The sequence below is a fragment of the Pantoea stewartii subsp. stewartii genome (assembly GCF_008801695.1).
Classification (GTDB): domain Bacteria; phylum Pseudomonadota; class Gammaproteobacteria; order Enterobacterales; family Enterobacteriaceae; genus Pantoea; species Pantoea stewartii.
The window spans coordinates 26778-52746 of sequence record NZ_VZPF01000012.1; the positions used below are offsets into that span (position 1 = coordinate 26778).

Sequence of the window (25969 nt, forward strand, 5' to 3'; positions counted from 1 at the left end):
TATAACTATCGGCTATTTCTCAACCCAGAAAGCATAATAGTCCGATGATGAATGTTCTTAGCCAGCTAATTGCAAGTGAGCTCCAGGCGCGCCCCGAGCAAGTTGACGCCGCCGTCCGCCTGTTGGATGAAGGGAATACCGTGCCATTCATTGCACGTTATCGTAAAGAGGTGACGGGCGGTCTGGATGATACGCAACTCCGCCAGCTGGAAACCCGCCTCAGCTACCTGCGTGAACTCGCTGAACGCAGGCAGGCCATCCTGAAATCCATTGAGGAACAGGGAAAACTCACCGACGACCTGGCTCAGGCCATCAATGCAACGCTCAGCAAAACAGAACTCGAAGATCTTTACCTGCCCTACAAACCCAAACGCCGCACCCGTGGGCAAATCGCCATCGAAGCCGGCCTGGAGCCGTTGGCCGAGACATTGTGGCAGGATCCCTCGCACGATCCGGAGCAGCTGGCTGCCGGTTATGTGAATGCCGATAACGGTGTCGCCGATGTGCGCGCAGCCCTTGATGGCGCGCGCTATATTCTGATGGAGCGCTTTGCTGAAGATGCCGCGCTGCTGGCTAAAGTACGCCACTATTTGTGGAAGAATGCCCATCTGGTATCGAAAGTGGTGGAAGGTAAAGAGGAAGCGGGCGCGAAATTCCGCGACTATTTCGACCACCATGAGCCGCTGCATACCGTACCGTCTCACCGTGCACTGGCGATGCTGCGCGGACGTAACGAAGGCGTGCTGCAACTGTCGCTGAATGCCGATCCGCAGTTTGATGAGCCACCGCGCGAAAGTCATGGCGAAACCCTGATTGCCGAACACCTGAACCTGAGACTGAATAACGCGCCCGCCGACAGCTGGCGCAAGGCCGTGGTCAGCTGGACCTGGCGCATCAAGGTGATGCTGCATCTGGAAACCGAGCTGATGGGCACGGTTCGCGAGCGGGCCGAAGATGAGGCCATCAACGTCTTTGCACGCAACCTGCACGATCTGTTGATGGCGGCACCTGCGGGCATGCGTGCCACTATGGGTCTGGATCCGGGCCTGCGTACCGGCGTGAAAGTTGCCGTCGTTGACGCCACCGGCAAGCTGGTCGCCACCGATACCGTTTATCCCCATACTGGCCAGGCCGCGAAAGCGGCGGCGGCCGTGGCGGCGCTGTGCGTGAAGCACCAGGTCGAACTGGTGGCGATCGGAAACGGTACCGCCTCACGTGAAACCGAACGTTTCTTCCTTGATCTGCAAAAGCAGTTCCCGCAGGTCACGGCGCAAAAAGTGATCGTCAGCGAAGCGGGCGCATCGGTCTACTCCGCGTCAGAGTTAGCGGCGCAGGAGTTCCCGGATTTGGATGTCTCCCTGCGCGGGGCGGTTTCCATTGCCCGCCGCTTACAGGATCCGCTTGCCGAGCTGGTGAAAATCGACCCGAAATCCATTGGTGTAGGCCAGTATCAGCATGACGTCAGCCAGAGTCAGCTGGCGAAAAAGCTGGATGCGGTCGTGGAAGACTGCGTGAATGCCGTCGGCGTTGATCTGAACACCGCTTCCGTACCGCTGCTGACGCGCGTAGCAGGTCTGACGCGCATGATGGCGCAAAATATCGTCGGCTGGCGTGACGAAAACGGGCGTTTTCAGAATCGTCAGCAGTTACTCAAGGTGAGCCGCCTGGGGCCGAAAGCCTTTGAGCAATGCGCAGGCTTCCTGCGTATCAATCACGGCGATAACCCGCTGGATGCTTCTACGGTTCACCCCGAAGCCTATCCGGTCGTCGAGCGCATTCTGGCGGCCACGGAACAGGCCCTGACCGATTTGATGGGCAATCCGGCCAGCCTGCGGAATCTGAACGCTGTGGACTTTACCGATGCGCGTTTCGGCTTGCCGACCGTGACTGACATCATGAAAGAGCTGGAAAAACCCGGCCGCGATCCCCGTCCTGAGTTTAAAACTGCGCAGTTCGCGGAAGGCGTGGAAACTCTGAACGACCTGATGCCGGGCATGGTGCTGGAAGGTGCGGTCACTAACGTCACTAACTTCGGTGCTTTCGTTGATATTGGCGTTCATCAGGACGGGCTGGTCCATATTTCTTCCCTGTCCGATAAGTTTGTGGACGATCCGCATCAGGTCGTGAAGGCGGGCGACATCGTCAAGGTCAAAGTCATGGAAGTGGATCTGCAGCGTAAACGTATCGCGCTTACTATGCGTCTTGACGAGCAGCCGGGTGAAGGCCATGCCCGCAGTGGTAAGAGCAGCACGGCACGTGAGGAAAGACGTCCCGCAGCGAACAAAGGCCGGGCGCGTTCCGCCAGTCAGCCAGCAGGTAACAGCGCCATGGGTGATGCCCTGGCTGCGGCCTTCGGTAAGAAGCGCTAGTTAACGGCGGTTACGTCGCCTCTTTCCCGGTGCGGAAGGAGGCGACGCTTCACCCTCCCTTCCCCTTTACGCTGTTCTTAGCCCTCCGCCAGGCTTTGCCTGCCAGCAAGCCGTTGCGCCCTTTCGCTGCCTGCGCGTGCGATTAAGTTGAAAATCCTCACCCTGACGCTACGCTAAAAAGACGCCCGTGATAATAACGACACCCGCTGTGGCAGCCCCTTAAAATGGAAAAAATCACTGCTTTACTCGATGCGATTTATGCCGATGCCTTTCCACAGGCTTTACGTGAACGCCTGCTCGTCCTGATTGCAGACGCTCGCGATACCACAAAATTGCCACGTAAAGCGCACTGGGACGAACAGGATGTCGTACTGATTACCTATGCCGATCAGTTTCTCGAACCGAATACGCCTACGCTCCGCACTTTCTCACGCTTTTATCAGCAGCATTTGCAGTCGACCTTTCCACTGGTGCACCTTCTGCCGTTCTATCCTTATTCGTCCGACGACGGTTTTTCCGTCATCGATTACCATCAGGTCAATCCGTTATGTGGCGACTGGCATGACATTGCCCTGCTGCATCAGGAAACACGACTGATGTTCGATTTTGTCTGTAACCATATGTCGGCGCACAGCGCATGGTTTAAGCATTATCTTGCACAGGATCCGGGCTGGGATGATTTTTTTATAAGCCTGCCGCCCACTACCGATCTGAGTGCGGTAACGCGGCCACGGACGTCGCCCTTGCTCACCCCGTTCACGCTGGCAAACGGTGACATTCGTTTTGTCTGGACCACCTTCAGCGCCGATCAAATTGACCTGAACTTTGCCAGCCCTGACGTGCTGCTGCGCATGGTTGAGGTCCTGCTCGACTACCTGAAACGTGGAGCCGATTACGTACGGCTGGATGCAGTGGGCTATATGTGGAAAACACCCGGCACCACGTGCATTCACCTCGAAAAAACGCATCTGCTGGTCAAACTGTTTCGCGCCATCACCGACGAGGTTGCACCGGGCACCGTGATCATTACTGAAACCAATGTGCCGCATAAAGACAACATCAGCTATTTCGGCAAGGGTTATGATGAAGCCCAGATGGTGTACCAGTTCTCGCTGCCGCCGCTGGTGCTGCACGCCATCCACACCGGCTCGGCGCGTGCGTTACGCCAATGGGCCAGTACCCTTACGACAGGCAATGGCAATACCACTTTTTTCAATTTCCTGGCATCGCACGATGGTATTGGCCTGAATCCGGCACGCGGTATTTTATCTGAAGTAGAAATTACCGCCCTGGTGCGCGATCTGGCGCTGGAAGGTGCGCTGATCTCGTACAAAAATAATCCTGATGGCACGACCAGCCCCTATGAAATCAACGTGACCTATTTCGACGCGCTCAACCGTGAAGGCGATGACGATGAAACGCGGCTCAAACGCTTTATGTTAGCGCACGCTATCTTACTGGCGTTTCCAGGCGTACCCGCCATTTATATCCAGAGCATACTGGGTGCACGTAACGATTATGAGGGCGTACGCGAAGCCGGCCATAACCGGGCGATCAACCGGCAAAAATATGCGATGCCGGAGATTGAAGACGCGCTGGCAAACAGGGACGGTTTACGCCATCAGGTTTATACGCATTTGAGTAAACTGATTCAGCAGCGTCGCCGTCCGGCCGCTTTCCATCCCGATAATCCGATGCAGCTCTTTCAAAGTGACAATGCGCTGTTAATAATGAAGCGTGATGAGCCCGTCCCCGGCGATGCGTTACTGTGTGTATTTAATCTCAGTGGCAGACAGGTTAAAGCGCAGTTACCCGAAGCGCGCCTTTTTCAGGATGTGATCAGAGGTGAGAAGGTGGATGGCACCCAGCCCGTGGTGCTGGATGCCTGGCAATTCATGTGGCTACGCTAATTACTTGTACACTTCTGCAGTTGCACTGAACTTACCGTGCTCACGGCCCGCGATCACCAGGAAGTACTTGCCGCCCTTCTCATCCGCTGCTTTTGACAGCTTCTTCTTGGCATCCATTGGCGAAGTGGTTTCTGCCGTGGTGTTTACGGTACCAATTTTGGTCAGATTCATCTTCTGCACTTCTTCTTTGGTGACTTCTTTCGCCGCCAGTGCAGAAAATGACACTGCGCCCATCATCACTGATGCAACTACCCATTTCATAACCTTCATTTGTCTACCCTCATTCATGATCCATTGTTGAGATGTAAGCAGCCGCAAATCGCTTAAGGCTATATCGAACGGCATAGTCATCTCCCTGACTAATCGCATAGAAGTGCAGCGGCCTTGCTCACTCATCAAGTATTGCCGCTACACAGAAATTTGCCAGTTACGGTCTGGGTTAACTGTCTAATCCGCTGATAAATGAAATAATATGCTGGCAGAAGGCGTCAGGATGAGAAATAAACGGCGCATGTGCGGCTTTGTCTGTCACAACAGAAGGCGATGCCGGTAACTGTTGGTCAAGCTGTTGCGCAATGCGACGGGGTACCAGACCATCCAGCGCGCCATAGATGCGCAGAAAAGGCAGCGAAAGCGTGGCAAGCCTGTCACGTAAATCGCATTCACTCAGAATCTGTAGGCCACCATTCAGCACCGCTACGTCGAGCATCGGCTGTGACAGCACAATGTCTTTCAGCTGGCGTGCATCTGCGCGGGCGCTTTCCGAGCCCATGGTTTGCAGAGCCAGAAAACGCTCAACGGTACGCTGAAAGTCCTGACTCAGCTGCTGCTGAAAGTTATGTAAGGTTAAAGGGGCAATCCCAGGCCAGTCATCGCGTGCGGTAAAGCAAGGTGACGAGGCGACGGTAATCAGGGCACGTAATCGTTCGGGGACGCTCAACGCCAGCTGCGTGGCAACCAGCCCGCCCAGAGACCAGCCCAGTACAGTGGCGCGCGAGGGCAGATGCGGCTCAAGCACCTGTGCCATCGCTTCCTGCGACATTGCCGGAAATCCCTGGCTGCGGCCATAACCGGGTAAATCCACTAAGTGCAGACGGAAATGCGTGCTGAGTCGCGGCACGATGTTTTGCCACACTTCCGCATTCAGTCCCCAACCGTGCAGCAGCACAAGATCGTTATCTCCTTCGCCGCAGGTATGCCAGTAAAGTGAGCTCATCCGTTATGCTTCCATCATTCATGAATAAGGAGGCCACTATGCTACCAATGCCCGCCCTGTGTTGGCTATGCCAGTTGCCGCTACGTCTTGCCCGGCACGGCATTTGCTGTGTCTGTCTGCGCCAGTTGCCCCGCCTGCCCCCGTTATGCCCGGTGTGCGGTCTGCCTGCCGCTTCTGGCAACCTGGCCTGCGGGCGCTGCCTGCGTCACCCGCCGTCCTGGCAGACGTTAGTCTGCGTCAGCGCCTGGCAGCCCCCGCTCAGCACATGGGTAAACCAGTTAAAATTCTCCGGGACAACCGCACTAAGGGTGATGCTGGCGCGTTTGCTTTTGTTAAGCTGGTTGAATGCGTACCGTAGCAAACGGACGAGCCGTCCCGATCTGCTGATGTGTGTTCCGCTGCATTCACGACGCTGCTGGTGGCGCGGCTACAATCAAACGGCCCTGCTGGCCGCCCCCCTGGCTCACTGGCTGGGCTGTGCATTCAGTCCGGCGTTATACCGACGGCGCGCAGGTGCCGTTCAGCATCACTTAAGCGCCCGCCAGCGTCGTCGCAACTTGCGAGGAGCATTTCATCTTGAAGCCGATGTCACCGGACGCCATATCGCCCTGATCGATGATGTGGTCACCACTGGCAGTACGGTCAAAGAAATCAGCCGGCTGCTCCGGGCGCAAGGCGCAGCCAGCGTGCACATCTGGTGCCTGTGCCGTACCTTGTAGAGCCCGAATGATGGGCGTATTATAACCAACTAAATTAGTCAACTATTGAGCAACTGACATGATCCGAATTACTGATTCTGCCCAAGAGCATTTTTCAAAACTGCTGTCTAAACAAGAAGATGGCACCCAGATTCGCGTATTCGTGATTAACCCGGGTACGCCAACGGCCGAATGCGGCGTGTCATACTGCCCACCCGATGCGGTTGAAGCCACGGATACTGAACTTAAGTTTGAAAAACTGTCCGCGTATGTTGATGAACTGAGCGCGCCCTATCTGGAAGACGCTGAAATTGACTTCGTCACCGATAACCAGGGCTCGCAGCTGACGCTGAAGGCGCCTAACGCTAAGATGCGCAAGGTTTCTGACGATGCGCCACTGGTTGAGCGCGTTGAGTACCTGTTACAGGCGCAGATTAACCCACAGCTGGCCGGACACGGCGGACGCGTTTCGCTGATGGAAATCACCGACGACGGTTTTGCTATCCTGCAGTTTGGTGGCGGCTGTAACGGCTGTTCGATGATCGACGTTACCCTGAAGGATGGCATTGAGAAAGAGTTGCTGGCAGCCTTCCCGCAGTTGAAAGGCGTGCGCGATATTACTGAGCACCAGCGTGGCGAGCACTCGTTCTACTGATGTTTACGCGCGACAGCCCGGCTGTCGCGCGTTCCCGTTATCCCGCCTTTCGCCGTTTAGTCACGGTTTTCAGTAGCTTATTGACGTCATCATCGGCAAAGATGCTTTCCAGTGGCTGCACCAGCTTGCGGCGCCAGTTGGGATATTTATCGACGGTGCCCGGCACGTTAACCGGCGTGGTCATGCCCAGCCAGTCCTCAGGCTGCAACCCAAGCAGTGCACTGTTAGTATCCGCCAGAAAGCGGTGAACAGACTGATTCAGACCGGGCGTCATCGCGAGCGACGCCGCCTGTTTTGCGCTCCGTGCCGGCACCGCGCCCGCTTTATGTAGTGCATCGAGCAGCGCCTGCTTTTGCTTCAGTCGCTGCTGCTGCAGGTTGAGGACAGTTTTTTTATCGGGATAAAGCCCAAGCTCCTCGCCAAGCTGCAAATCGCCGCCACTCCAGAACCCTGTCAATGTAGGCAGATCATGCGTGCTGGCGCTGGCGATTGACTGCCGTGGATAGGCCCGGGGCGCGCGATACTGGCCCTGCCTGCCCTGTTCAAACCACAACACTTTCCACGAAAAGACGCCACTGTCGCGCAGCAGACTGACAATCTCTTCAGGCACGGTACCTAAATCCTCGCCGATCACCATACAGCCCTGTCGGTGGCTTTCCAGCGCCAGAATACCTAACAGATCGTGAACCGGATAAGCCACATATGCCCCTTTATCCGCCGTTTCACCCGCCGGTACCCACCAGAGGCGCAGAAGCGCCATTACGTGGTCGATACGTAGCGCGCCGCAGTCACGCATATTCGCACGCAGGATGTCGATAAAGGGCTGATAACCTCTGGCCTGCAGAACATGGGGATCCATCGGCGGCAGCCCCCAGTTTTGGCCCAGCGGACCAAGTCGATCGGGCGGCGCGCCGATGGACGCTTTCAGCCGGTAGAGCTCGGGATCGTGCCAGGTTTCAGCGCTGCCTTCTGCTACGCCGACGGCCAGATCGCGGTACAGGCCGACACTCATACCCAGCGCCTGACTGCGCGCCCAGCACTGCGAAAACTGCTGCTGCGCCAGCCACTGCAACCACTGCCAGAAAGCAATCTACTCGCCGTGCTGTTCGCACCAGTTCTGCACCTCCGCGGAGCGGCAGTCACGCCAGCTTTCGGACCAGGCAGGCCACCCTGTCAGCGCGGAGCCTTCACGCTGCATGTCTGCCTGCAGACCGTCATAAACGGCCTGATAGCGCAAACTGTCGCCCCCTTGCTGGATAAATTCGGCAAAGCGTTGTTTCTGCTCATCTTCCGCACGCCGGGCCTGGAACTGAGTCCAGCTATGGCGCAACGCCGTCAGCTTCAGCGCCATCACTGCATCGTAATCCACCCACTCACTTTCCCGGGCCTTGCTGAGTGCTTTTTGGGTTTTCGCGCTTTTCCACCACTTTTGCGCCGCGCGGCTCTGCTGGAAATCCTCTACCTGTGCCACATCAATATAGATGATGTTTAACCAGCGACGGGACGACGGACTGTAAGGGCTGGCAAAAGCGGAGCTTGCCGGATAGAGCGCGTGCAGGGGATTCAGGCCGACAAAATCACCACCGCGCGCGGCAAGCTGCTCCAGCAAATATTCCAGATCGCCAAAATCACCAATGCCCCAGTTTGTTGCTGAACGCACGGTATAAAGCTGAACCAGCGCGCCCCAGCGTTTCTCTCCGGCACGCAAGGCCGGGGGCAGATAACAGCGGCGCGGCGCGACGATCACTCTCGTCTGCCACGTACGCTTGCCCTTGCTCAGGGTAAGCTGGTGATAACCCTGCCCCAGAGGAGAAGGCAGCGTAAAGGGCGCACCACCTTCGAGTGTTCCGCTAAAAGTTTTGCCTTTCTCTGTCTGCAACTGCCAGCTTATGCGACCGTCAATCTGTGGCGCCAGCATACGTTGGCGATTACCGCTGAAGACCACAACAGGCGGCAGCGGTGATTTGCTGGCTTTCTGCGGGTTTTCCATCACGGCGAGCAAGGCACGCTTTGTCTCATCACTGATCGCTTCCGGTTCACCGTTCGCATTGAAGTACGTCAGCGCTATTCCTGCCGCCAGTGCGGCTTTATCAAGTGAAGTGGATGTCATCGCAATTCCTTAGCGTTGCGCCTGCCAGATGCGCTGTTGGTAGTCCCGAATCGAACGATCCGAACTAAAAAACCCGGCTCGTGCCGTATTGAGAATGGCGGCGCGCGTCCAGGCTTCCTGATCGCGCCATAACGCCTCAACGCGTTTTTGCGCATCGACGTAAGCCTGATAATCCGCCAGCACCAGCCAGGGATCGCCATTTTTTGTCAGACTCTCCAACATTAGGTCGAATGCATGCTTATCGCCATTACTGAACTTCCCTTTTTTCAGAGACGTCAGTAATTCATCCAGCTCTTTGTTATGCTTGCGGATCTTTTGCGGCTTGTAACCTGCCGCTTTAAGCGCCTTAACCTCATCCACGGTATGGCCGAAAATAAAGATGTTCTCTTCGCCGACCTGTTCGGCGATTTCTACATTCGCCCCATCCAGCGTACCAATAGTGAGTGCGCCATTTAATGCCAGCTTCATGTTGCCTGTGCCTGAGGCTTCGTGGCCCGCTGTGGAGATCTGCTCCGACAGATCGGCAGCAGGGATCAGGTATTCGGCTGCCGTAATGCGGTAATCCGGCATAAAGACGACTTTGAGTTTGTCGCCAACAAGCGGGTCGTTATTCACCACGTCTGCCACCTTGTTGATGGCATAGATAATGTTTTTTGCCAGGTAGGCTTTGGCACCAAAGAGAAACACGCGGGGAATCATGCTGGCATCATCGGGATTATCGCGAACGCGTTTATAGCAGTGCAGAATATGCAACAGGCCTAAATGCTGACGCTTATACTCATGCAGTCGCTTGATCTGCACATCAAAGATCGCTTCTGGATTAACAAGGATGCCGGTGCGCTGCGCAATGTAGGTAGCCAGACGCGCTTTGTTATGGCGCTTAACCGCACGGAAGCGCTCACGGAAGGCAGGATCATCCGCACAGGGCTCCAGGCCCTGTAAGGCCGTCAGATTACTGACCCATTCGCATTGAAGCGTGTCGTCAATCAGGCTCGACAGGGCGGGATTACACTGCTTAATCCAGCGGCGCGGCGTGATGCCGTTCGTGACATTGTGGAATTTTTGCGGCCAAAGCTGATGGTACTCGAGGAAAAGATCGGTCACGACCAGGCCGGAATGCAGGGCCGCCACGCCATTCACTGCAAAACCGCTCACCACGCACAGGTTTGCCATGCGCACCTGACCATCGGCCACCACTGCCAGCTTCTTCCATATCGCTTTATCACCTGGCCAGCGCTGTTTAACCTGCTGTTTCAGGCGGCGATTGATCTCTTTGATAATGACCATATGACGCGGCAGCACACTGCGCATCAGCTTTTCATCCCAGCGTTCCAGCGCTTCAGGCATTAAGGTGTGATTGGTATAGGCAAACACGCGGCTGGTGATATGCCACGCCTCATCCCAACTCAGCTGATGCGCATCCAGCAATACACGCAGCATTTCCGGTATAGCGATAGTGGGATGCGTATCGTTTAGCTGGATCACTTCATGGTCTGGCAGGGCATGGATACTGCGCCCTGCCTGATGATGACGTCGCAAAATATCCGCCACTGCGCAGGCACACTGAAAATATTGCTGCATCAGGCGCAGGCGTTTTCCCTGTGGGTGATTATCGTTGGGATAAAGCACTTTGGTCAGGCTGGCGGCATCAATCCCCTGCTGTTCAGCCTGTAAAGGCTTACCATCGTTAAACAGCGTCAGGTCAAAAGGATGTTCGCTGGTGGCTTTCCACAGCCGTAACGGCAGCGTCACCCCGTTACGGTATCCCGTGATCGGCAGATCCCAGGCTTCCCCGCGAAGATAAAGGGCAGGTACCCATTCCAGGCGACCTTCATCGCGCTTGATCACTTTTCCACCCAGCCCGACACGCACATCCAGCGCTGCGTTATGGCGAAACCAGGGATAGGTGTCGCGTTCCCAGTCATCCGGTTCTTCAACCTGTTTGCCCTCTGCGAAGCGCTGGCGGAACAGGCCATATTGATAATTCAGCCCATGTCCGGTTGCAGGTTGGCCTGCCGTCGCCATGGCGTCCATGTAACAGGCCGCCAGCCTTCCCAGGCCGCCGTTACCTAAGGCTGGATCGACTTCTTCTTCCAGCAGTTCGCTCAGCTCAACCTGATGTTCAGCCAGCAGGGCTTTTACCTCATCAAACCAGCCCAGATTAAGCAGGTTATTGCCCGTAAGACGTCCCAGCAGAAATTCCATCGACAGATAGTTCACATGACGTTGTGGCGAGAGGGATCGGGCGGTGGGCTGCACACTGATCACATCATTCACTGCGGCACTGAGTGCCTGCCACCACTGATGCGGCGTCATTTGCCTGGCGGAGGTGTAGCCAAGATGTTGCCATTGGCGGGTTAATGCAGCCTGAAAGCGGGATTTATTGAATTTCTGCTGTGGCATATCACTCCCTTTGTATCCATATGGGTAAGGTAAACATGGCATGCGCATGGGCCGGCAACATGGCCAGCGACCGTTTTAATTAAATACGTGAGTGCGGGAAAAAGCGACAGACTGAGGTAAAAAACGCCAGTTTACTCACTGGCGGGCAGGAATTAGCAAAGTTCGAGGTGAACGTCGTGCTGCTCAATCACCTTCATGACGCTGGCGGGCGGCATTTTATCGGTATAAAGATAATCAAGCTGGCTCATATTGCCCAGGTTGACCATGGCATTACGTCCAAATTTCGAGTGATCCACAACCAGCATGACACAGCGTGAGTTCTCGATGATGGCGCGCTTGGTGCGCACCTCGTGGTAGTCGAACTCCAGCAGTGATCCGTCCATATCAATGCCGCTAATCCCGAGGATGCCGTAATCAAGGCGAAACTGTGAAATAAAGTCCAGCGTCGCTTCGCCCATGACAGCGCCGTCACGGGTACGTACTTCGCCACCCGCAATAATGACTCTGAAGTCCGGTTTGCCCATCAACAACATGGCTACGTTCAGGTTGTTCGTCACCACGCGCAGATCGCTGTGGCCCAGCAGCGCATGCGCCACCGCTTCCGGCGTGGTGCCGATATCAATAAACAGCGTTGCGCCGTCGGGAATCTGGCTGGCAACGCGCTGGGCAATGCGCGCTTTTTCGGCCGACCACATCATTTTACGGTCCTGCCAGGCGGTGTTCTCCGAGCTGGAGGGCAAAGCCGCCCCACCGTGGTGCCGTTGAATTTTATTTTGATCGGCAAGGTCGTTTAAATCACGACGAATCGTTTGTGGGCTGACTTCAAAATGGTCGACCAGCTCCTCAGTACTGACATATCCCTGACGCCGAACCAGATCAATAATGGCGTCATGACGTTGCGTCTGCTTCACATTCCTCTCCTGTTTCGGGCTTATTCTTCTTCGTTGTGACTAGCGTTTTTTCTTGCGCGTATCAACAAATGCCATCGCCAGGCCAACCAGTAGCCCACCCACGTGCGCGGCATTGGCGATGGCCAGACCAAAGGCCCCAAACCAGCCGACCACCAGCCAGACGAGGGCAAATCCGATTAACCCGCGCTCCAGACAGATACCACTCTCAGGATCGCGTTCGCCACGCAGCCAGCAATATCCCATTAATGCATAGACCACGCCGGACAGACCACCAAACCAGATGCCGCTGAACTTTGCCTGCAGCCAGCCACTGAGCAGGGCGGAGATCAGTAAAATGACAAAAAGTTTGCCGCTGCCTAACCGTTTTTCTACCGCTCCGCCGAGATACCACCACCACATCAGGTTAAACAGGATATGCAGCAGCGAAAAATGCAGCAACGCATGACTAAACCAGCGCCAGACCTCAAAGTGCTGATCGGCATCGGGCCAGGCTAACCAGTACATTACGGTGCGATCGCCCAGCACCTGCATCAGAATAAAGACGGCGATACAGGCCAGCATCACGACGGTCGTCAATGGTCCGGCCCGCTCACGTATGTTTGCCCAGATGTTGCTGCGCTCATAGCGCAGGCCGCTGTCGGTTTTACCACTTTGCCAGCTCGCTGCCTGGTAGCGCGGATGATTGGGATCGCGCACGAACGCCTGAAGTTCGTTTTCGACCATTGAAAGCTGACTTTCATCATCCAGCACAATGACATAGTGACTTTCATGCTCAATACGCAATTTCACGCCACGCGTCGCCATGTAGTCAACAAAAGCCTGCGCCATGCGCGGCTGATTAAATTGGGTAATGCGCATTACTCACTCTCCGTGTTACGCCCGCTTATTTATTCAGCGCCGCTGGCAACCTGTTGAGGAAAGGCGGCGCGCCAGGCGTCAAATCCGCCATCTATACTGTAAGCCGTGGCAAATCCCTGACCATGCAGATAGTCCGCCGCGCCCTTACTGCTGTTGCCGTGATAGCACATCACCAGTACAGGCAGGCTCATGTCAGTGGTGCTGATGAAATCATTGAGGTTGCTGTTCGACAAATGCAAGGCGCCGCGGGCATGGCCGAGTGCAAAACTTTGCGCATCGCGAATATCCACCAGCACTGCGCCCTGCTCAAGATGCGCCTGCGCCTGGTGAACATCGATACATTGGTAGGTTTCCATGGTGTCTCTCATCATGTTTCATCATCAAAATGACAGCTAGTGTAACCCGATAATCCTCGGCAATAACCTCACAATAATTGTGGCTACTCACCTTTCCGCACACATAATGTTATCCATATCACGCAAAATTGTTTTTAAGCGGTTAAATACTGGCATCAATGTTGGTTTGCGATTATGATTATGCTCGAAAACAAACATAAGTGAACTATTCCGAACATCGGAGGAGACAACGTGGAAACCAAAGACCTGATCGTTATCGGCGGCGGCATCAACGGTGCTGGCATCGCAGCAGACGCTGCAGGACGCGGACTGTCGGTGTTAATGCTAGAGGCGCGGGACCTGGCTTGCGCGACCTCTTCCGCCAGTTCAAAACTGATTCATGGTGGCCTGCGCTACCTTGAACATTATGAGTTTCGTCTGGTAAGTGAAGCGCTGGCTGAGCGCGAAGTGCTGCTAAAAATGGCACCGCATATCGCGTTCCCGATGCGTTTCCGCCTGCCGCACCGTCCGCATCTGCGCCCGGCCTGGATGATTCGCACCGGTCTGTTCATGTATGACCACCTGGGCAAACGCACCAGCCTGCCGGGCAGTAAAAGCCTGACCTTTGGGCCGGATTCGGCGCTGAAGCCTGAAATTAAACGTGGTTTCGAGTATTCCGACTGCTGGGTCGATGATGCCCGTATGGTCGTCCTCAATGCGCAGGAAGTGGTTAAGCATGGCGGTGAAGTGCGCACCCGTACCCGCGTTACCCGCGCGTGGCGTGAAAATGGCCTGTGGATGGTCGAAGCAGAAGACATTGACAGCGGCAAAACCTTAACCTGGCAGGCTAAAGGTCTGGTCAACGCAGCCGGCCCCTGGGTTAAGCAATTCTTTGACGACGGGCTGGCGCTGAAGTCGCCTTACGGTATCCGCCTGATTAAAGGCAGCCATATCGTGGTGCCACGCGTTCACAACGAGAAGCAGGCTTATATCCTGCAAAACGAAGATAACCGCATTGTGTTTGTCATTCCGTGGATGGACGAGTTTTCCATCATCGGCACAACCGACGTGGAATACAAAGGCGATCCGAAAAATGTCGCTATTGACGACAACGAAATCGACTACATCCTGAAAGTGTACAACAGCCACTTTAAAAAGCAGTTAACGCCTGACGATATCGTCTGGACCTATTCCGGCGTGCGCCCGCTGTGTGATGATGAATCGGATTCTCCGCAGGCCATCACCCGTGACTACACGCTGGACGTTCGTGATGAAAACGGTAAAACGCCATTACTGTCGGTCTTTGGCGGTAAATTAACGACCTATCGCAAGCTGGCTGAGCATGCGATGGAGAAACTGGCGAAGTATTATCCCAAGGCTGGCCCGGCCTGGACGAAGAACTGCGTATTGCCCGGCGGTAATATCTCTGGCACCAGTGATGACTACGCTGCCAGCCTGCGCCGCCGTTATCCGTTTATTACTGAAAACATGGCGCGCCACTATTCCCGCACTTACGGCAGCAACACGGAACTGCTGCTCAACGATGCAACGTCGCTGGAAGATCTGGGTGAGAACTTTGGCCACGAGTTTTATGAGGCCGAACTGCGTTACCTTGTTCAGCATGAATGGGTGCGTGAAGTCGACGACGCTATCTGGCGCCGCACCAAGCAAGGTATGTGGCTCAACGAAGCCCAGCAGGCCCGTATCGCTGAGTGGCTGGCGGAGAAGGCCAAGCCGACGCTGTCGCTGGCCTCGTAACAGCGCGTCAGCGTTGAGCGTGCGGCACAACAGGTTACGGCCTGTTGTGCCGTTTTTTTTTGCCTGCGCGGCTGGGCAGTGGTGGGAAAGCGGCTGATGAAACGCTGAGAGGGTTTCGCTCGCCAGACGGCCTGGAGTTTCAGCCAGCCCGATGCGGGCGACCGCCCAACTCCCCCGCTTTGAGATTTACGCCCGCTCAGGCGTTTTTATTGCTTTGGATACCGATAATTGATGCTTGTGCGAGAAGTCTTTTCAGGCACTGAGAAGGTTTGAGTCGCTGACATCTGATGAAGCGCTGAGAGGGTTTCGCTCGCCAGGCGGCCAGGAGTTTCAGCCAGCCCGGTGCGGGCGACCGACAAGGGGCCGCCAGCCGCCGCGGCCCCTTGACCCCGGGCTCCCGTCCTGCCCACCCGCCGCTTCGCGGTGCCTTCGCTCCTTCAGGATTTCTGCGGACCGCCAGGACGCGCCATCCGTGGCGCGGCCCGGCTCTCGCCGACGTCCTGTCGGCTCATCCGGAAATCCCTCATCCGCTCAGCGGGTGGGAAGGCCGCCCCAACCCCCCGCTTCACTGTCTCTGTGTTAAAGCCACTTCCGGTGTCGCTGTAGGTGACCGGAAAGTCCTACAGTCTGCTGGTTTTGAATCAATGCCTGTTTATAAAAACTTTTTTGAATCCCACTGTACACATTCACTACAGACAACACCCGCTTTTAAAAGAAACCAGGACTGACAGGCGGGGGTTTTGCTGCCGGCATCCGGCGCGCTGAGGAGGGAACGGAGGCCAGGGCGGAGCGGCAGGGATGCCGCGCAGAGGACGGCTGCGCCAGGGAGGGCGCATCCGGACGGTCCGTCAGGCCGGAGTGAGTGACGAAGGCACAGCGACGGCTGACGGCCGCCGGGATTGTTAAGGGGCTGGCGCGAGCCCCTTAACCCGGCCGCCTGCACGGACTGGCTGAAACTGCCATCGCCTGGCGGGCGGAAAACTCCCGGTGTACGACCGTAATCTCCCCCGCCCGGCGCGCAAAATATTCCCGACACACAACCGTAATCTCCCCCGCCCCGCGGGCAAAATACTCCCGACGCACAACCGTAAACCCTCACCCCACGAACAACGCCCCAATAAAAAAAGGGGCTGTCACCAGCCCCCTCAATCTCAACTTTATCGCCAGACTACAACCTCACCGGCGAAATATTCCAGATCTCATCCGCATACTCCTGAATCGTGCGGTCAGACGAGAAATAGCCCATGCCGGCGATATTCATGGCGGCGCGGCGCTGCCATTCGTCTGGCTGACGATACAGTTCATCGACCTTATCCTGCGTATCCACATAACTGCGGTAATCCGCCAGCAACTGATAGTGATCGCCAAAGTTCACCAGCAAATCGAACAGGTTACGGTAGCGGCCCGGATCCTGCGGGCTAAAGACGCCCGAGGCGAGCTGGGTGAGCACCTGGTGCAGTTCGGCATCTTCTTCATAGTACTTACGCGGGTTGTAGCCTGCCTGACGCAAGGCTTCAACCTGCGGAGTGGTGTTACCAAAAATAAAGAAGTTTTCTTTGCCCACATGCTCAAGCATTTCGACGTTGGCACCGTCCAGCGTGCCAATGGTCAGCGCACCGTTGAGGGCAAATTTCATGTTACTGGTGCCCGAGGCTTCGGTACCTGCCGTCGAGATTTGCTCAGAGAGATCGGCCGCCGGAATAATAATCTGCGCCAGACTCACGCTGTAGTTAGGGATAAAGACGACCTTCAGCTTATTTTTAACCTGAGGATCATTGTTAATCACCTTCGCCACATCGTTAATCAAATGGATAATGTGCTTGGCAACGTAGTACGCCGAAGCCGCTTTACCCGCAAAAATATTCACGCGCGGCACCCACTCGGCATCGGGATCGGCCTTGATGCGGTTGTAACGGGTAATCACGTGCAGGACGTTAAGTAACTGGCGCTTATACTCATGAATACGCTTGATCTGAACGTCGAACAACGCGTTAGGATCGATCACCACATCGAGGTTTTTCGCTACCCAGACGGCGAGCCGTTTTTTGTTTTCCAGCTTGGCATCCGCCACTTTCTCAATAAAGGCCGGTTAATCGATACAGGCTTTCAGCTCGCTGAGCTGGCTTAAATCTGTCCGCCAGTTACGACCAATCTGCTCATCCAGTAATTCAGACAGAGGTGGGTTTGCCAGCGCCAGCCAGCGGCGCGGCGTAACGCCATTGGTTTTGTTGCAGAAACGGCCGGGGAACAGGCGGGAGAAATCGGCAAACAGGGACTGAACCATCAGGTTCGAGTGCAGCTCTGAAACGCCATTGACCTTGTGACTGACGACCACGGCCAGCCAGGCCATGCGCACCCGGCGCCCGTCGTTCTCATCAATGATAGAAATGCGCGACAGCAGATCCCAGTCGTCAGGATAATATTCCTGAATCGTTTTAAGGAAAAAGTCGTTGATTTCAAAAATGATGCTGAGGTGGCGCGGCAGGATCTTGCCAATCATATCTACCGGCCAGGTTTCCAGCGCTTCGCTCATCAAGGTGTGGTTGGTATACGAAAACACCTGGCAGCACACATCGAACGCATCATCCCAGGTAAATTTATGCTCATCAATCAACAACCGCATCAGCTCGGGAATCGCCAGCACCGGATGGGTGTCATTGAGGTGAATGGCAATTTTGTCCGCCAGGTTGCCCCAGGTCCGGTGCATCGTCCAGTGACGATTCAGAATGTCCTGCACGGTAGCCGACACGAGGAAATATTCCTGGCGCAAACGCAGTTCCCGACCGGAATAGGTTGAGTCGTCGGGGTAAAGCACGCGGGACACGTTTTCTGAGTGGTTCTTGTCTTCCACAGCCGCAAAATAGTCACCCTGATTGAATTTACCCAGGTTGATTTCGTTACTGGCCTGCGCGCCCCACAAACGTAACGTGTTAGTAGAATCCGTATCGTAGCCCGGGATGATTTGATCGTAGGCCATAGCCAGAATCTCTTCGGTTTCCAGCCAGCGAACCTTGACCCCTTCGTGCTGAACACGGCCACCGAAGCGAACTTTATAACGGGTGTTGAAACGCTGGAACTCCCACGGGTTGCCGTATTCAAGCCAGTAATCCGGTGACTCTTTCTGCTCGCCATCCACAATATTCTGTTTGAACATGCCGTAATCGTAGCGAATGCCGTAGCCGCGGCCCGGCATACCGAGCGTTGCCAGCGAGTCCAGGAAGCAGGCCGCGAGGCGACCCAGGCCACCGTTACCCAGACCGGGATCGTTCTCTTCTTCCATCAACTCGGCCAGATCGAGGCCCATTTCGTCGAGCGCCAGATTGAGATCGTCGTAGATCCCCATCGCCAGCAGAGCATTACCCAACGTGCGCCCCATCAGAAATTCCATCGACAGGTAATAAACCTGCCGCACATCCTGAGAAAGTTGCGCGCGGTTAGAACGCAGCCAGCGCTCAACCATACGATCGCGCACGGCCAGCAGTGCGGCGTTCAGCCATTCGTGTTTATTCGCAATAGAAGGGTCTTTACCAATGGTGAACATCAGTTTGTATGCAATTGAGTGCTTTAAAGCATCAACCGTCAACGTAGGTGAAGCGTAAGTGAATGGTGTATTCATTTTCAGTTTCCCAATCCGTTACAACAAACGTTGATAAAGATCGCGGTAGGCTTGAGCGGCGACCTGCCAGCTAAAATCCATCCCCATCGCCTGACGCTGCACATAACGCCACAGTGAAGGACGAGACCACAACACAAACGCGCGACGAATGGCCCTTAATAAAGACCAGGCATTACTGTCTTCAAAACTGAATCCACTGGCAATACCATCCGCCAGGTTTTCCAGCGAACTGTCGTTTACCGTATCGGCCAGGCCGCCCGTGCGACGCACTAATGGCAGGGTGCCATATTTCAGTCCGTAGAGCTGTGTCAGACCACAAGGCTCGAAGCGAGCTTGGCACCATGATGACATCCGCGCCGCCAACAATGCGATGCGAAAACGCTTCGTGGTAGCCAATCTGTACGCCAACACTGCCGGGATGTTCCGCCGCAGCGGCCAGAAAACCCTGTTGCAGTTCGGCATCACCCTGCCCTAACAGCACCAGTTGTCCGCCCTGAGCCAGCAAACCGGGCAGAGCTTCCAGTACCAGATCCAGCCCTTTCTGTCGGGTCAGGCGGCTGATCACGGCAAAGACGGGGGCTTTGTCGTCCACCTTTAGTCCCATCGCCACCTGCAGCTGACGCTTGTTTTCCGCTTTGGCTTCCAGCGTATCGCGGTTATAGCGTGAGCTCAGCAGCAGATCATGGGAGGGATCCCAGATTGCCGGATCGACACCATTTAACACACCGCTTAAACGCCCTTCGCGCATCCGTTGGGCCAGCAGGGTTTCCATGCCGTAACCGTATTCGGGCGTGGTGATTTCATGCGCATAGGTTGGGCTTACGGCCGTCACATGATCTGCGTAAAACAGGCCCGCTTTCAGATACGAGATCTGTCCAAAAAACTCCAGGCCGTACATATTAAAAAACGATTGTGGCAGTTGAATCTGATCCAGATGATGCGCGGAAAACAGTCCCTGATAGGCCAGGTTATGCACGGTGAAAACGGATTTTGCAGGCCGTCCACGCGCTTCAAGATAGGCACAGGTCAGCCCTGCATGCCAGTCGTGTGCGTGAACGATATCGGGCCGCCAGTAGCTGTCCAGACCGCAGCCTAACTCACAGCCCATCCACCCCAGTAAAGCAAAGCGTAAATAGTTGTCGACGTAGGCAAACTGCGATTCATCATGATAAGGACTACCCGGACGATCATAGAGATCAGGGGCATCAATAAGGTAAATGCCTACCCCATCAAACTGCCCAAACAGTAAGCGAACGGGCCCGGCAAACGTCTGCAACTCCGCCACCAACTGCGTATCCGGTATTCCTTTACGTAATGCAGGAAACGCGGGAAGTAACACTCGCGTATCTGTTCCACCCGCAATTTGTGCCTGAGGTAATGCCCCGACTACATCAGCCAGCCCGCCCGTTTTCAACAGCGGGAAAAGTTCTGAACAGACATGTAAAACCTGCATCCTCGACCTCATTAAGTTACCAGGCACGATCCTCGTGCCGATGGGTTGTGTGCCGCTTGTCGTTTATTGTCCCGCACTACTGAGTTTGGCCAGCATGGCGCGGGTCACCAGTACAATGCCTTCTTCTGAACGGAAAAAGCGGCGGCTGTCTTCATCAGGGTTTTCACCAATCACCATCCCTTCTGGCAACACACAGGCGCGGTCAATGACGCAGCGGCGCAGACGACAGGATCGGCCAACCACCACATCAGGCAGCAGTACCGTTGAATCAATGTTGCAAAATGAGTTCACCCGCACGCGGGAAAACATAACCGAATTCACGACCACCGAGCCCGAAATAATGCAGCCGCCAGAGACCAGGGAATTCATTGTCATACCATGGCTACCGGAACGGTCCTGGACAAATTTCGCCGGGGGTAAGGGTTCCATATGGGTACGAATCGGCCAACTGCTGTCGTACATATCCAGTTCCGGTGTGACCGAGGCCAAATCGAGGTTCGCACGCCAGTAAGCCTCCAGCGTACCGACATCCCGCCAGTAAGGCGGAGCCTCGTGATCGTTTTGCACACAGGAGATCGCAAATGAATGGGCGTAGCCCTCGCCACTTTCTACGACCTTCGGCAAAATATCTTTGCCGAAATCGTGGCTTGAACCGGCCTGATGCAGATCGTCCTCCAGCAAACCATAGAGATACTCGGCGTCGAAAACGTAAATCCCCATGCTGGCGAGCGATTTTGTGTCATCGCCCGGCATGGTTGGCGGCTTCGGCGGCTTCTCCACGAAATCGATTACTTTATTGTTTTCGTCAACCGCCATCACACCAAACGCGGTCGCCTCTGCGACGGGCACCGGCAGACACGCGATCGTGCAGCGGGCATCGTTCAGCACGTGATCCAGCAGCATTCTGGAGTAATCCATTTTGTAGATGTGATCGCCTGCCAGGATAACCACATACTGCGCGTTGTAACGCCGGATAACGTCGAGGTTCTGGGTCACCGCATCCGCTGTGCCGCGATACCAGTGCTCGGTGGAAAACCGCTGCTGAGCCGGAAGCAGATCAACAAATTCATTCATCTCTTCGTTGAAGACAGACCAACCACGCTGAATATGTTGGGTTAACGTATGAGATTGATACTGCGTAATGACGCCGATACGGCGAATGCCGGAGTTAAGACAGTTGGAGAGCGCAAAATCGATAATGCGGAATTTGCCGCCAAAATGAACGGCGGGCTTGGCGCGTTTGGCGGTCAGATCCACCAGGCGCGTCCCGCGTCCTCCAGCGAGTACAAGGGCGATGGTTTGTGTAGGGAGCTGGCGCGCCAGCATAAGATGTTCTGCTCTTTCTAATTTAACCATGTCTGACTCCTTATCATTGCTTTTGGAACACACACACAGCGTGTGCGGGACCATGCCAGACAGTTAATCGGATGGGGTTACATTCCCCGGTAAAAGGAGGAAGGACGTGCCATTCTCCGTCTGGTAAGGCGATATCACATTGCGTATCTGTCGCATTTATTGTTATTAACCAGCAACCAGAGAGCAGAATTTGCAACCTGCGCATGCCCTGCTTCCAGCCGCCTTCATCCACAGGTTTACCCTGGTCATCCAGCCACTCGACATTGCCGTCCTCGTTCTGCCACCAGCTATCCGCAGTGAGTGCCGGAATGCGCTTACGCAGGTGAATCAGCGATGCGGTAAAGTCGACAAGGCCTTTTTCTTCATCGTCCCACTTGAGCCAGGTCAGTGGGTTGTCCTGGCAGTAAGCATTATTGTTGCCGTGCTGGGTTTGACCACGCTCGTCCCCGGCCAGCAGCATCGGTGTGCCCTGAGCAAGCAACAACGTCGTCAGCAGCGCTTCCGTGCTGCGCCTGCGGCGCTGGGCCACATCCGCACTGACCACCAATCCTTCTGTACCATGGTTATGGCTGTAATTGTTACCGTGTCCGTCACGGTTTTGTTCGCCGTTGGCTTCATTATGTTTTTGACTGAAGCTCACCAGATCGCGCAGCGTGAAACCATCATGCGCGGTGATCATATTCAGGCTGGCATGGGGCTTGCGGCCATTGTGCTGAAAAAGGTCGCTTGAGGCGGCAAACCGGCGGACAAAATCCCCCATCGTCACATCCCCATGCAGCCACGTCCGGCGGGCCGTATCACGAAACTGATCGTTCCATTCAGCAAACTGTGCGGGGAAATTCCCTACCTGATAACCATTGGGGCCAATATCCCAAGGCTCGGCAATCAGTTTGACCGTTGAGAGGATCGGGCAGGCGCGCATGGCCTCGAACAGCGCGGCGTCGCGATGGTAGTCAGGCTCACGCCCCAGAACCGGTGCCAGATCAAAGCGAAAGCCATCCACGTGGCAGACGCGCACCCAGTAGCGCAACGCCTCCAGTATCCAGTTCATGACCTGAGGATGGCTCAGATTGAGTGTGTTACCGCAGCCAGTCCAGTTGTGATAACCGCCCTGGTCGTCGAGCCAGTAATAGCTGGCATTGTCGATGCCGCGAAAGGATATTGTCGGCCCGGTCTCATCCAGTTCTGCCGTATGGTTAAACACCACGTCCAGGAGCACTTCAATGCCCGCAGCATGCAGGCGCTTCACCGTCTGCTGAAACTCCTGCAGCGGAGACAGCCCATCCTGGCCGGAAGCATAACGGGGATCGACCGCCCAGAGGGCAAAAGGGTTATAGCCCCAGTAGTTGGTTAAGCCCAGACGCAACAGGCGCGGCTCGCTGGCAAAGTGGGCCACAGGCAGTAACTCGATAGCCGTAATGCCCAGTTGGAGCAGGTAATCGATCATCACAGGATGCGCCAGTGCGGCATAAGTGCCACGCAGTGCCTCAGGAATACCGGGATGCAGCTGGGTCAAACCGCGAACATGGGCTTCATAAATCACGCTGCTGCCCCATGGCGTGCGCGGTGCCTGATCTCCCTGCCAGTCGAAATCCTCCATCACCACGACAGATTTGGGTGCCAGCGCCGCGTTATCGCGTGTGTCGGGCTCCCTGTAGCCACAGTGGAAACGCGGATCGTCGGGAATGTCGCCCAGCACCGCTTTGGCACAGGGATCGACCAGCAGCCTGGCGGGATTGAAAACATGCCCCGCCTGCGGTGCCCAGGGGCCATAAACCCGGTAACCATAGCGCTGTCCGGGCTGGACGCCCGGGAGATAACCGTGCCAGATATCGCCGCTACGCGCAGGGAGTTCAACGCGCTGCTCAAGCCCGTTCTCGTCGAACAGGCAGAGTTCAACGCGCTCAGCATGATGGGAAAACAGCGTAAAGTTTACGCCCTTCCCGTCATAGCTGGCACCCAGCGGGTGGGGATGTCCGGCACGCACAATCATTCTCCCTCCCGCACCAACCATACCGTCGCCAGCGGCGGTAAGTTCAGGCTCAGTGACTGGGGACGACCGTGGCTTTCCTGCTGATCGGTATGGACACGATGATTACGTACGTCGCTGCCGTGATAGTCATGCTGATCGGTATTGATGACTTCGCGCCAGCTGCCCGCCTGATTGACGCCAAAGCGATAGCCCGGCCGCGGTACAGGCGTAAAGTTGCTGACGACAATGATTTCATTGCCTTCACGATCGCGACGCACAAAGGCAAAAACTGAATGTTCGGCGTCATCCACCACCAGCCACTCGAATCCGGCCGGATCGAAATCAAGCTGATGAAGCGGGGTGTAATATTGGTAGGTATGGTTCAAATCGCGCACCAGACGCTGCACACCGTGGTGCCAGTTGTCTTCCCCTTCCAGCAAATGCCAGTCCAGGCTGACATCATGGTTCCACTCTTTGCCCTGTGCGAATTCGTTGCCCATAAACAGCAGTTTTTTACCCGGGAACGCCCACATCCAGCCGTAGTAGGCGCGGAGGTTGGCAAATTTTTGCCAGGCGTCGCCGGGCATGCGATCCAGGATAGAGCGTTTACCGTGCACTACCTCGTCGTGGGACAACGGCAGGACAAAGTTTTCGCTGTAGTTGTACATGATGCCGAAGCTCATCAGGTTGTGATGGTAACGGCGATGAACGGGATCGAGCTTCATGTAGTCGAGCGTGTCATGCATCCAGCCCAGATTCCATTTGTACCAGAATCCCAGGCCGCCGCTTTCAGGAGGACGTGAAACGCCGGGATAATCGGTAGACTCTTCGGCCATCGTCACCGTACCGGGCGCAACATGCCCCAGCGTGCGGTTGGTGTAGCGCAGGAAGTTAATCGCTTCGAGATTTTCCCGACCGCCATATTGATTGGGGATCCATTCGCCCTCGGCGCGGCTGTAATCGCGATAGATCATTGAAGCAACGGTATCCACGCGCAGACCATCAATACCAAAACGTTCCAGCCAGTAAAGCGCGTTGCCTGACAGATAGTTACTGACTTCGCGGCGACCAAAGTTGTAAATCAGTGTGTTCCAGTCCTGATGGTAGCCTTCACGCGGATCGCTGTGTTCGTACAGTTCTGTGCCATCGTATTTCGCCAGGCCAAAGTCATCGCTGGGGAAATGGCCTGGCACCCAGTCCAGCAGAACGTTGAGTCCCGCTGCATGGGCCGTCTCGATAAAGTGACGGAAATCATCCCGGGTGCCAAAACGGCGCGTGGGCGCATACATGCCCAGCGGCTGATAGCCCCAACTGCCGTCAAAAGGATGCTCATTGATGGGCAGCAATTCGATATGGGTAAACCCCATCTCTTTCACGTAAGGCACCAGCTGCTCAGCCAGCTCTTTGTAGCTGAGCCAGAAGTTGTTGTCGGTATGGCGGCGCCACGATCCCAAGTGAACTTCGTAAATAGAAACAGGCTTGTCGAAGCCATTGGCCGCTTTACGGGCCTCTGACATCTCGACTTTTTCTGGCAGGCCACAAATCATCGAGGCCGTTTGTGGCCGCATTTGCGCCTCAAAGGCATAGGGATCGGCTTTGATTCGCAACTGACCCTGCGCATCGATGATTTCAAATTTATAGAGCTGCCCGTTAATGGCCCCAGGAACAAACAGCTCCCAGACCCCCATTTCCTGGCGCAAACGCATCGGATGGCGACGGCCATCCCAAAAGTTGAAATCACCGACAACGGAGACACGACGCGCATTAGGAGCCCAGACGCAGAAACGCGTGCCGATGACGCCATCAATCACATCACCGTGCGCGCCCAGGGTTTCATAAGGCCGAAGGTGAGTTCCTTCCGCCAGCAGTCACAAATCCATCTCCTGCAACAGAGGACCAAAGCGGTAAGCATCATCGATGAGGTTTTGCTGACCATGCCAGTTCACAGCCAGTTGATAGCGAAAGGGATTTTTACGACGAGGAATAACGCCGCTGAAAAACCCGCGCGCGTCATCGCATTTCAGTTGAGCAAGCTTACGTCCTGTGGAGGTTTCGATAACCCAGACTTCAAGGGCCTCGGGGAGCAACGCCCGCACTTCAAGACCGTTTTCTGTTTTATGCATCCCCAGCAGCGAAAAGGGGTCGGAATAGTTACCCGCAAAAAGGGCATTGATCGCCTGGCGATCGGGTAGCTCTGACATGACTTTCTTCCTGTGATAGTTGGCAGGCTAAAAGACCACGATGCACGCGCTATCGCATATCTCTTGCGCTGCTCTTCATTGAGCCATGAGTACAGCGGCGTGGGCGCCAGCAAAAAACGCTTGTCACCACGCGCCTCCTTAAATCACA

The 25969-nt window shown here is 55.5% G+C and carries 13 protein-coding genes and 4 pseudogenes; 5 read left to right on the forward strand and 12 right to left on the reverse strand.

Annotated elements, in window-relative coordinates; translation table 11 throughout:
* The first annotated feature begins 44 nt into the window (after positions 1–44).
* Together F7Q90_RS04995 and F7Q90_RS05000 are read left to right on the forward strand one after the other, a co-directional pair.
* Positions 45–2369, forward strand: a complete 2325-nt coding sequence (locus F7Q90_RS04995) for a Tex family protein (RefSeq protein WP_006121014.1) — start codon at positions 45–47, stop codon at positions 2367–2369.
* A 224-nt stretch (positions 2370–2593) separates the two neighbouring features.
* Complete coding sequence (locus F7Q90_RS05000) at positions 2594–4279, forward strand: sugar phosphorylase (protein WP_151160784.1); 1686 nt, start codon at positions 2594–2596, stop codon at positions 4277–4279.
* Here F7Q90_RS05000 and F7Q90_RS05005 read toward each other — a convergent pair whose 3' ends face one another.
* Positions 4280–4549: a YdgH/BhsA/McbA-like domain containing protein gene (locus tag F7Q90_RS05005; RefSeq protein ID WP_006121016.1), complete on the reverse strand. Its 270-nt coding sequence runs from the start codon at positions 4547–4549 to the stop codon at positions 4280–4282. It lies immediately after the preceding gene.
* Between the two features lie 169 nt (positions 4550–4718).
* Complete coding sequence (bioH, locus tag F7Q90_RS05010; RefSeq protein ID WP_006121017.1) at positions 4719–5495, reverse strand: pimeloyl-ACP methyl ester esterase BioH; 777 nt, start codon at positions 5493–5495, stop codon at positions 4719–4721.
* 38 nt (positions 5496–5533) lie between these two features.
* Here bioH and gntX point away from each other — a divergent pair, with 38 nt between their 5' ends.
* Positions 5534–6214, forward strand: coding sequence for a DNA utilization protein GntX (gene gntX, locus F7Q90_RS05015; RefSeq protein ID WP_006121019.1), 681 nt, complete (start codon positions 5534–5536; stop codon positions 6212–6214).
* A 58-nt stretch (positions 6215–6272) separates the two neighbouring features.
* Complete coding sequence (gene nfuA, locus F7Q90_RS05020; RefSeq protein WP_006121021.1) at positions 6273–6848, forward strand: Fe-S biogenesis protein NfuA; 576 nt, start codon at positions 6273–6275, stop codon at positions 6846–6848.
* A 37-nt stretch (positions 6849–6885) separates the two neighbouring features.
* Here nfuA and malQ read toward each other — a convergent pair.
* The 5 genes and pseudogenes from malQ to glpE form a co-directional block, all read right to left on the reverse strand.
* Positions 6886–8958: pseudogene (gene malQ / locus F7Q90_RS05025) on the reverse strand (4-alpha-glucanotransferase).
* Between the two features lie 9 nt (positions 8959–8967).
* Positions 8968–11361, reverse strand: a complete 2394-nt coding sequence (gene malP, locus F7Q90_RS05030) for a maltodextrin phosphorylase (protein WP_006121022.1) — start codon at positions 11359–11361, stop codon at positions 8968–8970.
* A gap of 152 nt (positions 11362–11513) precedes the next feature.
* Positions 11514–12272 carry a DeoR/GlpR family transcriptional regulator gene (locus F7Q90_RS05035; protein ID WP_006121023.1) on the reverse strand — a complete coding sequence of 253 codons (759 nt, stop codon included), beginning with the start codon at positions 12270–12272 and terminating at the stop codon, positions 11514–11516.
* A 39-nt stretch (positions 12273–12311) separates the two neighbouring features.
* Entirely contained in the window at positions 12312–13130 is an 819-nt protein-coding gene (gene glpG, locus F7Q90_RS05040; RefSeq protein ID WP_006121024.1) for a rhomboid family intramembrane serine protease GlpG, read from the reverse strand.
* A gap of 29 nt (positions 13131–13159) precedes the next feature.
* Positions 13160–13486, reverse strand: coding sequence for a thiosulfate sulfurtransferase GlpE (gene glpE / locus F7Q90_RS05045; RefSeq protein WP_006121025.1), 327 nt, complete (start codon positions 13484–13486; stop codon positions 13160–13162).
* Between the two features lie 231 nt (positions 13487–13717).
* Here glpE and glpD point away from each other — a divergent pair, with 231 nt between their 5' ends.
* A complete protein-coding gene (glpD, locus tag F7Q90_RS05050) occupies positions 13718–15223 on the forward strand; it encodes a glycerol-3-phosphate dehydrogenase (RefSeq protein ID WP_006121026.1) in 1506 nt (501 codons plus the stop codon).
* Between the two features lie 1168 nt (positions 15224–16391).
* On the opposite strand, the pseudogene glgP reads toward glpD, so the two are convergent.
* The 5 genes and pseudogenes from glgP to glgB all read right to left on the reverse strand — a co-directional run bounded on the left by glgP (position 16392) and on the right by glgB (position 25821).
* A pseudogene (gene glgP / locus F7Q90_RS05060) lies at positions 16392–18839 on the reverse strand (glycogen phosphorylase).
* Positions 18840–18857: 18 nt separating this feature from the next.
* Positions 18858–20292: pseudogene (glgA, locus tag F7Q90_RS05065) on the reverse strand (glycogen synthase GlgA).
* A gap of 63 nt (positions 20293–20355) precedes the next feature.
* Positions 20356–21648 carry a glucose-1-phosphate adenylyltransferase gene (glgC, locus tag F7Q90_RS05070; RefSeq protein ID WP_006121028.1) on the reverse strand — a complete coding sequence of 431 codons (1293 nt, stop codon included), beginning with the start codon at positions 21646–21648 and terminating at the stop codon, positions 20356–20358.
* A 13-nt stretch (positions 21649–21661) separates the two neighbouring features.
* Complete coding sequence (gene glgX / locus F7Q90_RS05075; RefSeq protein ID WP_167387054.1) at positions 21662–23641, reverse strand: glycogen debranching protein GlgX; 1980 nt, start codon at positions 23639–23641, stop codon at positions 21662–21664.
* Positions 23638–25821, reverse strand: a pseudogene (gene glgB, locus F7Q90_RS05080) (1,4-alpha-glucan branching enzyme). Before glgB ends, glgX begins: the two are co-directional and overlap by 4 nt.
* Between the last annotated feature and the right edge of the window lie 148 nt (positions 25822–25969).

Excerpts from the sequence above, each read along its gene's own strand:
- glpE (WP_006121025.1), bottom strand. The coding sequence starts at position 13,486 with ATGGAAACCTACCAATGTATCGATGTTCACCAGGCGCAGGCGCATCTT.
- glpG (WP_006121024.1), bottom strand. The coding sequence starts at position 13,130 with ATGCGCATTACCCAATTTAATCAGCCGCGCATGGCGCAGGCTTTTGTT.
- glgC (WP_006121028.1), bottom strand. The coding sequence starts at position 21,648 with ATGGTTAAATTAGAAAGAGCAGAACATCTTATGCTGGCGCGCCAGCTC.
- F7Q90_RS04995 (WP_006121014.1), top strand. The coding sequence starts at position 45 with ATGATGAATGTTCTTAGCCAGCTAATTGCAAGTGAGCTCCAGGCGCGC.
- glgX (WP_167387054.1), bottom strand. The coding sequence starts at position 23,641 with ATGATTGTGCGTGCCGGACATCCCCACCCGCTGGGTGCCAGCTATGAC.
- F7Q90_RS05000 (WP_151160784.1), top strand. The coding sequence starts at position 2,594 with ATGGAAAAAATCACTGCTTTACTCGATGCGATTTATGCCGATGCCTTT.
- bioH (WP_006121017.1), bottom strand. The coding sequence starts at position 5,495 with ATGAGCTCACTTTACTGGCATACCTGCGGCGAAGGAGATAACGATCTT.
- nfuA (WP_006121021.1), top strand. The coding sequence starts at position 6,273 with ATGATCCGAATTACTGATTCTGCCCAAGAGCATTTTTCAAAACTGCTG.
- gntX (WP_006121019.1), top strand. The coding sequence starts at position 5,534 with ATGCTACCAATGCCCGCCCTGTGTTGGCTATGCCAGTTGCCGCTACGT.
- F7Q90_RS05005 (WP_006121016.1), bottom strand. The coding sequence starts at position 4,549 with ATGAAGGTTATGAAATGGGTAGTTGCATCAGTGATGATGGGCGCAGTG.
- malP (WP_006121022.1), bottom strand. The coding sequence starts at position 11,361 with ATGCCACAGCAGAAATTCAATAAATCCCGCTTTCAGGCTGCATTAACC.